The organism is Shigella sonnei, from assembly GCF_002950395.1.
GTDB lineage: Bacteria > Pseudomonadota > Gammaproteobacteria > Enterobacterales > Enterobacteriaceae > ECMA0423.
Genome location: NZ_CP026802.1, coordinates 1,802,029 through 1,817,266, shown reverse-complemented (window position 1 = coordinate 1,817,266; position 15,238 = coordinate 1,802,029). Strand labels below are relative to the sequence as shown.

Annotated in this window: 12 protein-coding genes and 1 pseudogene; 9 read left to right on the top strand and 4 right to left on the bottom strand. The window is 51.7% G+C overall.

Features of this window, described 5'->3' with window-relative positions:
- Positions 1-12: 12 nt before the first annotated feature.
- From ycfP to C1P89_RS09790, 3 genes are all read left to right on the top strand, one after another.
- Positions 13-555 (top strand): alpha/beta hydrolase YcfP, encoded by a 543-nt coding sequence (gene ycfP, locus C1P89_RS09800; protein WP_000587933.1) that lies wholly within the window; start codon positions 13-15, stop codon positions 553-555.
- A gap of 407 nt (positions 556-962) precedes the next feature.
- Complete coding sequence (ndh, locus tag C1P89_RS09795; protein ID WP_000211045.1) at positions 963-2,267, top strand: NADH-quinone dehydrogenase; 1,305 nt, start codon at positions 963-965, stop codon at positions 2,265-2,267.
- Positions 2,268-2,493: 226 nt separating this feature from the next.
- Positions 2,494-3,033, top strand: coding sequence for a glycine zipper 2TM domain-containing protein (locus C1P89_RS09790; RefSeq protein WP_001043459.1), 540 nt, complete (start codon positions 2,494-2,496; stop codon positions 3,031-3,033).
- Positions 3,034-3,094: 61 nt separating this feature from the next.
- Here the strand turns inward: C1P89_RS09790 and comR are convergent, their stop codons facing one another.
- A complete protein-coding gene (gene comR / locus C1P89_RS09785; protein WP_000179805.1) occupies positions 3,095-3,727 on the bottom strand; it encodes a TetR family copper-responsive transcriptional repressor ComR in 633 nt (210 codons plus the stop codon).
- Positions 3,728-3,967: 240 nt separating this feature from the next.
- On the opposite strand from comR, the gene bhsA reads away from it, so the two are divergent.
- Complete coding sequence (bhsA, locus tag C1P89_RS09780; protein WP_000800146.1) at positions 3,968-4,225, top strand: multiple stress resistance protein BhsA; 258 nt, start codon at positions 3,968-3,970, stop codon at positions 4,223-4,225.
- An 82-nt stretch (positions 4,226-4,307) separates the two neighbouring features.
- Here bhsA and ldtC read toward each other — a convergent pair.
- From ldtC to C1P89_RS09765, 3 genes and pseudogenes are all read right to left on the bottom strand, one after another.
- Positions 4,308-5,264 (bottom strand): annotated as a pseudogene (gene ldtC, locus C1P89_RS09775) (L,D-transpeptidase LdtC).
- Between the two features lie 143 nt (positions 5,265-5,407).
- Positions 5,408-8,854, bottom strand: coding sequence for a transcription-repair coupling factor (gene mfd, locus C1P89_RS09770; RefSeq protein WP_004999615.1), 3,447 nt, complete (start codon positions 8,852-8,854; stop codon positions 5,408-5,410).
- Positions 8,855-8,981: 127 nt separating this feature from the next.
- The gene (locus tag C1P89_RS09765; RefSeq protein ID WP_000810295.1) at positions 8,982-10,055 is read right to left on the bottom strand and encodes an acyltransferase family protein; all 1,074 of its coding nucleotides are present in this window, start codon (positions 10,053-10,055) and stop codon (positions 8,982-8,984) included.
- Between the two features lie 261 nt (positions 10,056-10,316).
- On the opposite strand from C1P89_RS09765, the gene lolC reads away from it, so the two are divergent.
- From lolC to cobB, 5 genes are read left to right on the top strand one after another with little or no spacing between them, the layout of a single operon-like run.
- Positions 10,317-11,516, top strand: a complete 1,200-nt coding sequence (lolC, locus tag C1P89_RS09760) for a lipoprotein-releasing ABC transporter permease subunit LolC (RefSeq protein WP_000284714.1) — start codon at positions 10,317-10,319, stop codon at positions 11,514-11,516.
- On the top strand, positions 11,509-12,210 hold the full coding sequence (gene lolD / locus C1P89_RS09755) for a lipoprotein-releasing ABC transporter ATP-binding protein LolD (RefSeq protein WP_001033695.1): 702 nt from the start codon (positions 11,509-11,511) through the stop codon (positions 12,208-12,210). Before lolC ends, lolD begins: the two co-directional genes overlap by 8 nt.
- Positions 12,210-13,454: a lipoprotein-releasing ABC transporter permease subunit LolE gene (gene lolE, locus C1P89_RS09750; RefSeq protein ID WP_001251395.1), complete on the top strand. Its 1,245-nt coding sequence runs from the start codon at positions 12,210-12,212 to the stop codon at positions 13,452-13,454. Before lolD ends, lolE begins: the two co-directional genes overlap by 1 nt.
- Before the next feature lie 28 nt (positions 13,455-13,482).
- Positions 13,483-14,394: an N-acetylglucosamine kinase gene (gene nagK / locus C1P89_RS09745; RefSeq protein WP_000291281.1), complete on the top strand. Its 912-nt coding sequence runs from the start codon at positions 13,483-13,485 to the stop codon at positions 14,392-14,394.
- 15 nt (positions 14,395-14,409) lie between these two features.
- Positions 14,410-15,231, top strand: a complete 822-nt coding sequence (cobB, locus tag C1P89_RS09740; RefSeq protein ID WP_000952736.1) for a Sir2 family NAD+-dependent deacetylase — start codon at positions 14,410-14,412, stop codon at positions 15,229-15,231.
- Positions 15,232-15,238: the final 7 nt, after the last annotated feature.

Below are 15,238 nucleotides of genomic sequence, written 5' to 3'. Positions count from 1 at the left end.
TGTGAGGAAGCGATGATTATCTATTTACACGGTTTTGACTCTAACAGTCCGGGTAACCACGAGAAAGTCTTACAATTGCAGTTTATTGACCCGGATGTACGCTTGATAAGCTACAGTACGCGGCATCCGAAACATGATATGCAGCATCTGCTCAAAGAAGTGGACAAAATGTTGCAACTGAACGTCGACGAGCGTCCGCTGATTTGCGGCGTTGGTCTGGGCGGATACTGGGCGGAACGGATTGGTTTTCTTTGCGATATCCGCCAGGTGATCTTCAACCCTAATTTGTTCCCTTATGAGAACATGGAAGGCAAGATTGATCGCCCGGAAGAGTATGCCGATATTGCCACTAAGTGTGTGACCAACTTCCGCGAGAAGAATCGCGATCGTTGCCTGGTGATTTTGTCGCGTAATGATGAAGCGCTTAACAGCCAGCGGACATCTGAAGAGTTGCATCATTATTACGAGATTGTCTGGGACGAAGAGCAGACGCACAAATTCAAGAATATCTCCCCGCATTTGCAGCGCATTAAGGCGTTCAAAACCCTCGGGTAAATGCCCTCGTCGCATCAGGTAACCTTGCCGGTACCTGATGCGCTCCGAATTCTGTAAGTCGGATAAGGCGTTTACGCCGCATCCGACAGTCGAGCATCAATGCCTGATGCGATGCTGCGCATCTTATCAGGACGACCAAACGCCCTCGATATACGCGTCACCCTATATCACCCTTCCGGACTTGCTCAAATAATAAACAATAAACTCTGTTTTTTGATCTCACCCGGTAAAGTCGCCTATCTTTTCAGCAACAAAACTTGATTAACATCAATTTTGGTATGACCAATGCACCATTCATGTTATTCTCAATAGCGAAGAACATTTTCATTGCTGTAACCTGTTGTTAATTAAGAGCTATGTTTATAACCATTAATTAACAATTGGTTAATAAATTTAAGGGGGTCACGTTGACTACGCCATTGAAAAAAATTGTGATTGTCGGCGGCGGTGCTGGTGGGCTGGAAATGGCAACACAGCTGGGGCATAAGCTGGGACGCAAGAAAAAAGCCAAAATTACGCTGGTCGATCGTAACCACAGCCATCTGTGGAAACCGCTGCTGCACGAAGTGGCGACTGGCTCGCTTGATGAAGGCGTCGATGCGTTGAGCTATCTGGCCCATGCGCGCAATCATGGTTTCCAGTTCCAGCTGGGTTCCGTCATTGATATTGATCGTGAAGCGAAAACAATCACTATTGCAGAACTGCGCGATGAGAAAGGTGAACTGCTGGTTCCGGAACGTAAAATCGCCTATGACACCCTGGTAATGGCGCTGGGTAGCACCTCTAACGATTTCAATACGCCAGGTGTCAAAGAGAACTGCATTTTCCTCGATAACCCGCACCAGGCGCGTCGCTTCCACCAGGAGATGCTGAATCTGTTCCTGAAATACTCCGCCAACCTGGGCGCGAATGGTAAAGTGAACATTGCGATTGTCGGCGGCGGCGCGACGGGTGTAGAACTCTCCGCTGAATTGCACAATGCGGTCAAGCAACTGCACAGCTACGGTTACAAAGGCCTGACCAACGAAGCCCTGAACGTAACGCTGGTAGAAGCGGGAGAACGTATTTTGCCTGCATTACCGCCACGTATCTCTGCTGCGGCCCACAACGAGCTAACGAAACTTGGCGTTCGCGTGCTGACGCAAACCATGGTCACCAGTGCTGATGAAGGCGGCCTGCACACTAAAGATGGTGAATATATTGAGGCTGATCTGATGGTGTGGGCAGCCGGGATCAAAGCGCCAGACTTCCTGAAAGATATCGGTGGTCTTGAAACCAACCGTATCAACCAGCTGGTGGTGGAACCGACGCTGCAAACCACCCGCGATCCAGACATTTACGCTATTGGCGACTGCGCGTCATGCCCGCGTCCGGAAGGGGGCTTTGTTCCGCCGCGTGCTCAGGCTGCACACCAGATGGCGACCTGCGCAATGAACAATATTCTGGCGCAGATGAACGGTAAACCGCTGAAAAATTATCAGTATAAAGATCATGGTTCGCTGGTATCGCTGTCGAACTTCTCCACTGTCGGTAGCCTGATGGGTAACCTGACGCGCGGCTCAATGATGATTGAAGGACGAATTGCGCGCTTTGTATATATCTCGCTATACCGAATGCATCAGATTGCGCTGCATGGTTACTTTAAAACCGGATTAATGATGCTGGTGGGGAGTATTAACCGCGTTATCCGTCCGCGTTTGAAGTTGCATTAATCGACGTACACTGGCGGATGTGGCATAAACGCCTCATCCGCCCTGGACAAATGGTACGAGCGGTAGGCCTGATAAGACGCGTTAAGCGTCGCATCAGGCATTCCTTCAGACTTCTCCGAATCCTTAAGTATTTCCAGCCATTCCCGCGCTTTTCATCTTCTGTCTGATAGCTGCTTTTCTCCTTCGCTTGCATGATTGGCATAACTGCAAAGAAGGAGGTGTTCCCGTGAATAAATCAATGTTGGCGGGTATCGGGATTGGTGTCGCAGCTGCGCTGGGCGTAGCGGCAGTGGCCAGTCTGAACGTGTTTGAACGGGGCCCGCAATACGCTCAGGTTGTTTCTGCAACCCCAATCAAGGAAACGGTTAAAACACCGCGTCAGGAGTGTCGCAACGTCACAGTGACCCATCGTCGACCGGTGCAGGATGAAAATCGCATTACCGGGTCGGTGCTCGGCGCTGTTGCTGGCGGCGTGATAGGGCATCAGTTTGGTGGTGGTCGTGGTAAAGATGTCGCCACTGTTGTGGGGGCGCTGGGTGGTGGATATGCCGGTAACCAGATCCAGGGCTCTCTCCAGGAAAGCGATACTTACACGACTACGCAACAGCGTTGTAAAACGGTGTATGACAAGTCAGAAAAAATGCTCGGTTATGATGTGACCTATAAGATTGGCGATCAGCAGGGCAAAATCCGCATGGACCGCGATCCGGGTACGCAGATCCCGCTAGATAGTAACGGGCAACTGATTTTGAATAACAAAGTATAACAAGGCTGTACTCTGCAATTTGGCCCCTCATTCGCTCAGGCTGAGGGGCTTTTTTTGCGACTTATTTCACCAGTTCGGGCCATAAACGCAAAGTCGTTCCGGCAATCTGCATCAGTTTTTCCAGCGATGCACCTTCGCGTGCGCTGATCGACATCCCCTGAATAATACAATTAAGGAATTCTGCCAGATGTGTCACGTCACAGTGGGTCGGGATTTCCCCGCGCGCTTGTCGTTGACATAAAAACTGCTGCAAAGTGCGCTCTTGCATCGCATGGCGTGATTTCAACGTATTGGCGATATCTCCTGAATCTGGGGAGAGGGTGGTGCAGTTGTTGATCATGAAGCAGCCTGCCGGGGTGTCTTTGCTGGTAAAGCAGTTGGCGATGGCAGCAAAATAGTCAGCCAGCGCAGACTCCACGCTTTTCTCTTCACAAAACAGCTGTGCTTCATGCTTAGCGGCAAAACGATCGATATAGCGGTCGAGAACGGCACGAAATAACCCCTCTTTGTTGGTAAATTCCGCGTATAGCGTGGGCGCTTTGGCTCCGGTCGCTTCGACGAGGTCCGCAAGAGAAGTCGCTTCATAACCGTGTTGCCAGAACAATTTCATGGCCTTATCAAGCGCGGCATCCCTGTCGAACACTTTTGGGCGGCCACGGCTTTTTTTTACACATTGTGTTGAGTCAGTTGCCATGATGCCGTTGAACCTGGTGACTGTGAATGAAAGGTTATTATAAAAATAATCACCTCCGTTCACCAGTCCAGATCCCATAAAAATAATTGCTTTCTATTTAACTGAAATTTAAAGATTTTTAAATTAATTAATGATTGTTATAAAAAATATCTTGTATGTGATCCAGATCACATCTATCATTTAGTTATCGATCGTTAAGTAATTTCTTGCGACGTCATTCATCTGCATAAGGCCACTATTATGAAAAACGTAAAAACCCTCATCGCTGCGGCGATTTTAAGCTCCATGTCATTTGCCAACTTTGCGGCTGTCGAAGTTCAGTCAACGCCAGAAGGCCAACAAAAAGTCGGTACTATCAGTGCTAACGCGGGGACAAATCTGGGATCGCTGGAAGAGCAGCTGGCGCAAAAAGCGGATGAGATGGGCGCAAAATCTTTCCGTATTACTTCTGTAACCGGTCCGAATACCCTCCATGGAACAGCAGTAATTTATAAATAAGCATTAACCCTCATTAATGCCTGCTACTGCTGATTTTTTCCCCGCGACATGCCGTGTCGCGGGGATTTTTTTTATCCAGGATTTACAGAGTTTGTGGGCTCACTTGATGACGGCGGACATCCACCGGCATCCCGGAACGGACATCCATCACATGTTGCATCACTTCAGCGTCAGTTTGTGCTGCATCTTTAAATGATTGCATTGCGCTATTCAGCGTAATTGGCAGCAGCTGCGGATCGTCATCAATCTTCTCTGACAGCGGCTGATGTACTTCAACCAGACGCGCACCGTTTGGTTCGGCAGAGACTTTTATCGGAGTGTTGATGATATTCACTTTGGTGCCTGGGGTGACCTGGCTAAAGAGTGTTTTGATATCGTCATCCCGCAGACGAATACAGCCAGAACTTACCCGCATGCCAATGCCGAAATCGGCGTTCGTACCGTGAAGCAAATAAACGCCGCCATAGGCCGCCAGACGAATCGCATGATGGCCCATTGGGTTATCCGGTCCAGCCGGCACTACCGTAGGCAACTCAATTCCCTGTGCTTTATAACGGGCGCGGATGTTTGCCGTTGGCGTCCAGGTTGGGTTTGCACGTTTGTCTGAAACGGTGGTCACCATTGTCGGTGTCAGCGTGTCACCACCTAACTGACCAATACCTATTGGATACACGGTTACCGAATTTTTACCCGGCGGGTAGTAATAGAGACGCAGCTCCGCAATGTTGATCACAATGCCTTCGCGCGGCGCGTCTGGAAGTAGGGTTTGCAACGGGATCGTTAACACGCTGCCCGCGCGCGGTACGTAAGGATCAACGCCGGGGTTAGCCTGTAACAGAGCGAGAAAGCCGACGTTATATTTTTTGGCGATGGCTTCCAGAGAACCACCGTCATTTTCCACCACATGAAATTTGTTTTCGCCAACCAGACGACTGCTCGCTGGCGGCAGCGGCTAGGTGTTGGCTTTTGCCGGTAGCGCCACGGCAGCGGCGAACGTAAAAAACGTTAGCCAGCGAGAAAAACGCGTTTTGATCATCACCAAAAATCAATAATAAATATAAGGTTATTGTAATAAACAGATAAGCCTGAATTATGGATGGTGACAGTGTCGGATAGTGCAGGGAAGTGCAAAGAATTTGTAAATGTTGCAGATGGGGGCGCAGAAACGCCCCCGATTTACCATTAAGCGATCGCGTTCTCTTCCAGTTCACGCATAAACTGGCGTACCCATTCGATACGCGTTTTCCGCTCACTCAAATCCTGAATAAATTTCAGGCGCGTCGGACCATCAAGGCGGTAATGCTGCGGCTGTTTTTGCAGCAAACCAATCAACCAGGCCGGATTAACGTGATTCTTCTCGGCAAATTCGATCACCCCGCCTTTCTCATTACCTTCCAGCTTCCTGATCCCCAGTTTCTGCGCTTGCTGGCGCAGACGGGCAATATCCAGCAGGGTACGCGCCGGATCTGGCAGCAGGCCGAAGCGATCGATAAGCTCGACTTTGATCTCTTCCAGTTCGTTTTCCGTTTTGGCGCTGGCAATACGTTTATAGAACGACAAACGCGTATTCACGTCAGGAATGAAATCATCTGGCAATAGCGACGGCATCCGCAGCTCGACTTCTGTTTGCTGGCTGGTGAGATCTTCCAGCGACGGCTCGCGTCCGGCTTTCAGTGCATCGACGGCGTTTTCCAGCAACTCCATATACAGCGAGAAACCGATGGTTTCCATTGAGCCGCTTTGTTCTTCGCCAAGCAGTTCACCCGCGCCGCGAATCTCCAGATCGTGCGTTGCCAGCGCAAAACCTGCCCCGAGATCTTCCAGCGAGGCAATCGCTTCAAGACGTTTTTGTGCATCGGTAGTCATCGCTTTTGGATGCGGTGTCAGCAACCATGCATATGCCTGATGATGCGAACGTCCGACGCGACCGCGTAACTGGTGCAGCTGCGCCAGACCGAAGTGATCCGCGCGTTCAATGATAATGGTGTTGGCTGTCGGGATGTCGATCCCGGTTTCGATAATGGTTGTACAAACCAGCACGTTGAAACGTTGATGATGGAAATCATTCATCACCCGTTCCAGTTCGCGCTCGCGCATCTGCCCGTGACCGATGGCGATCCGCGCTTCTGGCACCAGTTCTGCCAGCCGTTCGGCAGCTTTCTGGATGTTTTCCACATCATTGTAGAGATAATAAACCTGCCCCCCGCGCAAAATTTCACGCAGGATCGCCTCCCGGACCACCAGGCTGTCATACTCACGGACAAAGGTTTTAACTGCCAGACGACGGGCGGGCGGCGTGGCGATAATCGACAGGTCACGCATTCCGCTCATTGCCATATTCAGCGTGCGTGGGATCGGCGTTGCAGTAAGCGTCAGAATATCCACGTTCGCGCGCATCGCTTTAATGCGCTCTTTATGACGCACCCCGAAGCGGTGTTCTTCATCGACAATCAGCAGGCCTAAATCTTTAAACTTGACGTCACTTTGCAGCAGTTTGTGCGTACCGATCAGAATATCGATTTTCCCTTCCGCCACTTCCGCAAGGATTTGCGTCTGCTCTTTGGCGCTGCGGAAACGGGAGATCATTTCGATACGTACCGGCCAGTTGGCGAAACGGTCGCGGAAGTTGTCGTAATGCTGCTGCGCGAGAAGGGTGGTAGGCACCAACACCGCCACCTGCTTGTGGTTATCTACTGCCAGGAAAGCGGCGCGCATCGCCACTTCTGTTTTACCAAAGCCAACATCGCCGCACACCAGACGATCCATTGCCAGCGGCTGACACATGTCGCTAAGTACCGCATTAATGGCCTGCGCCTGATCCGGCGTGGTTTCAAACGGGAAGCTGTCGCAGAACAACTGATACTGCTCACGATCGTGTTTAAACGCGAAGCCCTCTTTGGCGGCGCGTTGCGCGTAGATATCCAGCAATTCCGCCGCCACATCACGCACTTTTTCCGCCGCTTTCTGCCGCGCGCGTGACCACGCATCGCCGCCAAGTTTATGCAGCGGGGCGTTTTCTTCCGCGCCACCTGCGTAACGGCTAATCAGATGCAGTGACGACACCGGAACATACAGTTTGGCGTCGTTGGCATAGGTGAGCATCAAATACTCGCCAGTAATGCCGCCCGCTTCGAGCGTGGTCATTCCGGCATAGCGCCCGACACCGTGCTCCAGATGGACCACCGGCTGACCAATATGCAGCTCCGCAAGGTTACGGATCAGTGTATCGGGGTTGATGGTGCGGCGAGAATCCTGACGACGGCGGGCAACACGTTCACCGAGCAGATCGCTTTCGCAGATCAGCGCCAGATTACGCACCTTATCGACAAAACCATGTTCGGCAGCGCCAATCATCAGATAACGCCCACGGTCGCTGGCTTCATCAAGACGCATAATGCGTTGCGGAGCAATTTTAATTCGTGCGAGCAGTTCACCCAGCGCTTCACGGCGACCTTCACTTTCTACCGAGAACACCACCGGACCGTCGAAAGTCTCGAGGAACTTACGCAGCGCATCCAGCGGCGCTTTTTGTTGTGCCTGAACGGCCAGGTCTGGCAGTTTCTGGAAACCTAAATTGGCATTCGCGGCTTTTGTCGGTAAATGTTCAGTTTTTAGCTGCACCCGGGGCCAGTTTTTCAGCTCTGAGAAGAGCTCGTCCACCCGCAGCCAGAGCGATTGTGGTGGCAACAGCGGGCGCATCGGATCGACGCCGCGATTCTCAAAACGCGCCAGCGTGTCAGCCTGGAAACGTTCGGCACTGGTTTCCAGATCGCCAGTATTCACGAGCAAGGTATTGGCAGGGAAATAACTGAACAGCGGCGGCAGTGGTTCGCTGAAGAACAATGGCTGCCAGTACTCGATCCCGGCAGGTAATGTGCCTTTACTCACTTGCTGGTAAATATGTTCCGGATCGCGCTTCACTTCGAAGGTATCGCGCCACTGGCTGCGGAACAGTTCAATTGCCGCTTTATCGGTCGGAAATTCGTGCGCGGGCAGCAGATTGATCGCTTCTACTTCCTCCAGCGTGCGCTGGCTGTCGACGTCAAACACCCGCAGGCTGTCGATTTCATCATCAAAGAAATCAAGACGATAAGGCAGCTCACTCCCCATCGGGAAGAGATCCAGCAACGCGCCGCGCGTGGCGTATTCGCCGTGCTCCATCACCTGGTCAACATGGCGATAACCGGCGCTGTCCAGTTGGGTTCGTAATGCATCTCGTGACAGGCGCTGACCTTTTTTCATCACCAGCGCATGACCGTGGAGAAAACTGTGTGGGCAAACGCGCTGCATAAGCGTATTCACCGGAACAATCAGTACGCCACGCTGCATCGTCGGTAGCTGGTAAAGGGTGGAAAGGCGCGAGGAGATAATGTCCTGATGAGGCGAAAAACTGTCGTAGGGAAGAGTTTCCCAGTCCGCCAGATTCATCACCATCTGATCGGTGAACTGGCTGATTTCATCATGCAAACGCAGAGCATTTTGCATATCTGGTGCAATGAGTACCACCGGACCGGCGTGACGTTCGGCAATTTCCGCTACCAGCGTTGCACAGGCTGCGCCGGTTAACTCGCCCAGCAGACGCTGCTCACCCGCTTTGACGGGCAGTGTATAACGATATTGTTCAGGCATAACGGTTGTCAGATTCTCGTTAGGATATGCCTCAACATATGGGGGCATATCTCTGATAAGCAATGCTGTTCATTATCCGTAATCGACATGGTTTAGCAAATTGAATCGCCCCGGCTGGGGCGATGGTTTAACGAGAGTAACTGACGGCAGCGGGCAGTGAAGGCGGGGAGAACAACAGATCGCTGAATGCACGCTGTGAAAGTTTTCTTACCAGCAAGCCCGCAACAGTACAGATGAACAAACTGACAAAGGGATAAACCAGCAGGAGTGTCAGTTCGACTTGCGGCGACCAGCGTGCTGCGTTCATTTGCGCAAGCAGAGTTAAGCTGAATATTTCAACCAGAATGCGATGGGTGGTGTAGATAGCAATGGTGTTGGAGCCAATCACATTCAGCAGGCTGGTGGAGCGCATACCGAATCGTTGCTCGTACTGATAAAACAGCTTCATGATCACCACAATCGATACCAGCGACAACAGCAGCGAGATAGTAAACAACCAGGCACCGACCGCCAGAACGGTAAGCAAAGAAGCCATCAGCAGATGGCGGCGCAACGGCACCTCTTTAACACAGGTCATTATTGTTGCGCCAAACCATGCGCCAAGGCTGTAATAAGGCAAATTGCGGATCACACTGTTCATTCCCCACCACGGCGTGGGAACGAAATTAACCGCCACACTCAGCAGTACAAACAAGGCGAATAGTGGCAGCGCCAGACGGCTAAAAATTTTACATACCACGAAATAGACAATTAACGCATACAGATACCACAAGCTGGTGCTGGCGGTGATCATCCCGTGCAGGAACTCACCGGTGGAATCGGCATAAGCGGCATTGGAGGCATTGCTTAAATCGCGCTCAGGTGCCAGCCACTGGTTCAGCGCACTTAACGCCAGCCACTGCACCACGCCCCAAAGCGCCAGCACCCAGAAGATGTTCCAGATCCGTTTATCGAGACAATTTCCCCACGGTACGCTGTCGATATAGCGGCGAATCAAATAGCCGGATATAAAGAAAAAAACCGGCATACGAAAGGGTGCAAGGTAAAGATTGAAATAGATCCAGCATTTGCTCAGGACTTCCGATAACGGATGCTGAAAAGTGGTCATATGCGGATAAAAGGTAATGACCGAGTGATAAATCACCACCAGACAAATACATAACCCTTTGATCTGGTTAATCCATAGCTCTTTTTGTTTCATCAGGACAACACGCTCTTTTTTAATTTACATGCGGTTGATCCTGCGGGTTATGACCCGAGGTGTAATGGGTATCTGTCTGTATTGGATGATTTTTCAGATTAAGATCAGGCGGCAAGATTGATGATAAAACATGGCAATTTAGCCGATTGATTTACGGGGGCTTTTCAGATTAGCCCTGACGATCACTTACAGTTCAGACGTTTACCCATCTTGCTTTCGCTTATATACTCGTGTCTTTGCTACAGCAACCAGACGGATTTCATGTACCAACCTGTCGCTCTATTTATTGGCCTGCGTTACATGCGTGGGCGTGCAGCGGATCGCTTCGGTCGTTTCGTCTCCTGGCTTTCTACCATCGGCATTACCCTCGGGGTGATGGCGCTGGTCACAGTATTGTCAGTGATGAACGGCTTTGAGCGCGAGCTGCAAAACAACATCCTTGGCCTGATGCCACAGGCAATTCTCTCTTCTGAGCATGGCTCTCTTAACCCGCAGCAACTCCCGGAAACGGCAGTCAAACTGGACGGCGTTAATCGCGTCGCACCTATTACTACCGGTGATGTGGTACTGCAAAGCGCGCGCAGCGTGGCGGTCGGGGTGATGCTCGGTATCGACCCGGCGCAAAAAGATCCACTTACGCCGTATCTGGTCAATGTGAAACAAACTGACCTCGAGCCGGGGAAATATAATGTCATCCTCGGCGAACAACTTGCCTCACAGCTAGGCGTTAATCGCGGTGATCAAATCCGCGTGATGGTACCATCTGCCAGCCAGTTCACGCCGATGGGGCGTATTCCAAGCCAGCGCCTGTTCAATGTGATTGGCACTTTCGCCGCCAACAGTGAAGTCGATGGCTATGAAATGCTGGTGAATATTGAGGATGCCTCGCGTCTGATGCGTTATCCGGCAGGCAATATTACCGGCTGGCGTTTGTGGCTGGATGAGCCGCTGAAAGTTGACTCTTTAAGTCAGCAAAAACTGCCTGAAGGCAGCAAATGGCAGGACTGGCGTGACCGTAAAGGCGAGCTGTTCCAGGCCGTACGCATGGAAAAAAATATGATGGGCTTGCTGCTGAGCCTGATTGTCGCCGTTGCGGCGTTTAACATTATTACCTCACTAGGGCTGATGGTAATGGAGAAGCAGGGCGAAGTCGCGATCCTGCAAACGCAAGGCTTAACTCCGCGACAAATCATGATGGTCTTTATGGTGCAAGGGGCCAGCGCCGGGATTATCGGTGCGATCCTCGGAGCGGCGCTTGGCGCACTGCTTGCCAGCCAGTTAAATAATCTGATGCCGATAATCGGCGTCCTGCTTGATGGCGCGGCGCTGCCGGTCGCTATCGAACCTTTACAGGTCATTGTTATTGCGCTGGTGGCGATGGCTATCGCGCTGCTGTCTACGCTTTACCCTTCATGGCGCGCTGCCGCCACTCAACCCGCTGAGGCTTTACGTTATGAATAAGATCCTGTTGCAATGCGACAACCTGTGCAAACGCTATCAGGAAGGCAGTGTGCAAACCGATGTACTGCACAATGTCAGTTTCAGCGTCGGCGAAGGTGAAATGATGGCGATCGTCGGTAGCTCTGGTTCCGGTAAAAGTACCTTGCTGCACCTGCTGGGCGGGCTGGATACACCAACCTCCGGCGATGTGATCTTTAACGGTCAACCGATGAGCAAACTGTCTTCGGCGGCGAAAGCAGAACTGCGCAACCAGAAGCTGGGCTTTATTTATCAGTTTCACCACCTGCTGCCGGATTTTACTGCCCTGGAAAACGTGGCTATGCCACTGCTGATTGGCAAGAAAAAGCCCGCTGAAATCAACAGCCGTGCGCTGGAGATGTTAAAAGCGGTGGGGCTGGAGCATCGTGCGAATCACCGCCCATCTGAACTTTCTGGCGGCGAACGCCAGCGTGTGGCGATTGCCCGTGCGCTGGTCAATAATCCGCGTCTGGTACTTGCGGATGAGCCTACCGGTAACCTCGATGCGCGTAACGCCGACAGCATCTTCCAGTTGCTTGGGGAATTGAATCGCTTGCAGGGCACCGCCTTCCTGGTGGTTACTCACGACCTGCAACTGGCGAAACGTATGAGCCGCCAACTGGAAATGCGTGATGGACGTCTGACGGCGGAACTGAGCCTGATGGGGGCGGAGTAATGGCGATGCCTTTATCGTTATTGATTGGCCTGCGTTTTAGTCGCGGACGGCGACGCGGCGGCATGGTGTCGCTAATCTCTGTCATTTCTACCATTGGCATTGCCCTCGGCGTGGCGGTATTGATCGTCGGCTTAAGCGCGATGAACGGCTTTGAACGCGAACTGAATAACCGCATTCTTGCTGTGGTACCGCACGGTGAAATTGAGGCGGTAAATCAGCCATGGACTAACTGGCAGGAAGCACTGGATAACGTGCAAAAAGTGCCGGGTATTGCCGCCGCTGCGCCGTATATCAATTTCACCGGACTGGTAGAAAGTGGTACCAATCTGCGCGCAATTCAGGTGAAGGGCGTTAACCCGCAACAGGAACAGCGTCTGAGCGCATTACCCTCGTTTGTTCAGGGGGATGCCTGGCGCAATTTTAAAGCGGGCGAACAGCAAATTATCATCGGCAAAGGCGTGGCGGATGCGCTGAAAGTGAAGCAGGGCGATTGGGTGTCGATCATGATCCCCAACTCGAATCCCGAGCATAAACTGATGCAGCCAAAACGTGTGCGTTTGCACATTGCCGGTATTTTGCAGTTGAGTGGTCAACTCGATCACAGTTTTGCCATGATCCCGCTGGCGGATGCCCAACAATATCTTGATATGGGTTCCAGCGTGTCAGGTATTGCCCTTAAAATGACGGATGTTTTCAACGCCAATAAGCTGGTACGCGATGCGGGTGAAGTGACCAACAGCTATGTTTATATTAAAAGTTGGATTGGTACTTACGGCTATATGTATCGCGATATCCAGATGATCCGCGCCATTATGTATCTGGCGATGGTACTGGTGATTGGCGTGGCCTGTTTCAACATCGTCTCCACCTTAGTGATGGCGGTGAAAGACAAGAGTGGCGATATCGCAGTATTAAGAACGCTGGGGGCGAAAGATGGTTTAATTCGCGCCATCTTTGTCTGGTATGGATTGCTGGCAGGGCTGTTCGGTAGCCTGTGTGGTGTGATTATCGGCGTAGTTGTTTCACTGCAACTTACCCCGATTATTGAGCGGATTGAAAAGCTGATCGGTCATCAGTTCCTCTCCAGCGATATCTATTTTATTGACTTCCTGCCATCGGAATTGCACTGGCTGGACGTCTTCTACGTACTGGTCACAGCATTGTTGCTGAGTCTTTTGGCAAGTTGGTATCCGGCGCGGCGCGCCAGTAATATTGACCCTGCGCGAGTCCTTAGCGGCCAGTAAAGGCAGTACATTAAAACAAGGAGCGGCAATGTATTACGGGTTTGATATTGGTGGAACAAAAATTGCGCTTGGCGTGTTTGATAGCGGTCGGCAGTTGCAGTGGGAAAAGCGGGTGCCGACACCGCGTGACAGCTATGACGCATTTTTAGATGCAGTATGCGAGCTGGTAGCCGAAGCTGACCAACGTTTTGGCTGTAAAGGTTCTGTTGGCATCGGTATTCCGGGAATGCCGGAAACAGAAGATGGTACGCTGTATGCCGCCAATGTCCCCGCTGCCAGCGGTAAACCGCTGCGTGCCGACCTGAGCGCACGTCTTGATCGCGATGTACGCCTTGATAACGATGCCAACTGTTTTGCCCTTTCAGAAGCCTGGGATGATGAATTTACGCAATATCCACTGGTGATGGGGTTAATTCTCGGCACCGGCGTTGGCGGCGGGCTGATTTTCAACGGTAAACCGATTACCGGTAAAAGCTACATTACCGGCGAGTTTGGCCATATGCGTCTGCCGGTTGATGCGTTAACCATGATGGGGCTGGATTTCCCGTTACGCCGCTGCGGCTGTGGTCAAATTGGTTGTATCGAAAATTATCTATCAGGTCGGGGCTTTGCGTGGCTCTGGCAACACTATTATCATCAACCGTTGCAGGCTCCCGAAATTATTGCGCTTTATGATCAAGGCGATGAGCAGGCAAGGGCGCACGTTGAGCGTTATCTGGATTTATTAGCGGTTTGTCTGGGAAATATCCTGACCATCGTTGACTCTGACCTGGTCGTCATTGGTGGTGGCTTATCGAATTTCCCGGCAATCACAACGCAACTGGCGGACAGGCTGCCTCGTCATCTCTTACCTGTAGCTCGTGTTCCGCGCATTGAACGCGCGCGCCACGGTGATGCGGGAGGAATGCGTGGTGCGGCCTTCCTACATCTAACCGATTAAACAACAGAGGTTGCTATGCTGTCGCGTCGGGGTCATCGGTTAAGTCGTTTTCGTAAAAATAAACGCCGCCTGCGCGAGCGTTTGCGTCAGCGTATTTTTTTCAGAGATAAAGTGGTGCCGGAAGCAATGGAAAAACCAAGAGTACTCGTACTGACAGGGGCAGGAATTTCTGCGGAATCAGGTATTCGTACCTTTCGCGCCGCAGATGGCCTGTGGGAAGAACATCGGGTTGAAGATGTGGCAACGCCGGAAGGTTTCGATCGCGATCCTGAACTGGTGCAAGCGTTTTATAACGCCCGTCGTCGACAGCTGCAGCAGCCAGAAATTCAGCCTAACGCCGCGCATCTTGCGCTGGCTAAACTGCAAGACGCCCTCGGCGATCGCTTTTTGCTGGTAACGCAGAATATAGACAACCTGCATGAACGCGCAGGTAATACCAATGTCATTCATATGCATGGGGAATTGCTGAAAGTTCGTTGTTCGCAAAGTGGTCAGGTTCTCGACTGGACCGGAGACGTTACGCCAGAAGATAAATGCCATTGTTGCCAGTTCCCGGCACCCTTGCGCCCGCACGTCGTTTGGTTTGGCGAAATGCCACTCGGCATGGATGAAATTTATATGGCGTTGTCGATGGCTGATATTTTCATTGCCATTGGTACTTCCGGGCATGTTTATCCGGCGGCTGGGTTTGTTCACGAAGCGAAACTGCATGGCGCGCACACCGTGGAACTGAATCTCGAACCAAGTCAGGTCGGTAATGAATTTGCCGAGAAATATTACGGCCCGGCAAGCCAGGTGGTGCCTGAGTTTGTTGAAAAGTTGCTGAAGGGATTATAAAGCAGGA

Bases quoted from the DNA above. Each gene is read 5' to 3' on its own strand.
- ycfP (WP_000587933.1), top strand. From the start codon at position 13: ATGATTATCTATTTACACGGTTTTGACTCTAACAGTCCGGGTAACCAC.
- comR (WP_000179805.1), bottom strand. From the start codon at position 3,727: ATGGCAACTGACTCAACACAATGTGTAAAAAAAAGCCGTGGCCGCCCA.
- bhsA (WP_000800146.1), top strand. From the start codon at position 3,968: ATGAAAAACGTAAAAACCCTCATCGCTGCGGCGATTTTAAGCTCCATG.
- mfd (WP_004999615.1), bottom strand. From the start codon at position 8,854: ATGCCTGAACAATATCGTTATACACTGCCCGTCAAAGCGGGTGAGCAG.
- C1P89_RS09765 (WP_000810295.1), bottom strand. From the start codon at position 10,055: ATGAAACAAAAAGAGCTATGGATTAACCAGATCAAAGGGTTATGTATT.
- lolC (WP_000284714.1), top strand. From the start codon at position 10,317: ATGTACCAACCTGTCGCTCTATTTATTGGCCTGCGTTACATGCGTGGG.
- lolD (WP_001033695.1), top strand. From the start codon at position 11,509: ATGAATAAGATCCTGTTGCAATGCGACAACCTGTGCAAACGCTATCAG.
- lolE (WP_001251395.1), top strand. From the start codon at position 12,210: ATGGCGATGCCTTTATCGTTATTGATTGGCCTGCGTTTTAGTCGCGGA.
- nagK (WP_000291281.1), top strand. From the start codon at position 13,483: ATGTATTACGGGTTTGATATTGGTGGAACAAAAATTGCGCTTGGCGTG.
- cobB (WP_000952736.1), top strand. From the start codon at position 14,410: ATGCTGTCGCGTCGGGGTCATCGGTTAAGTCGTTTTCGTAAAAATAAA.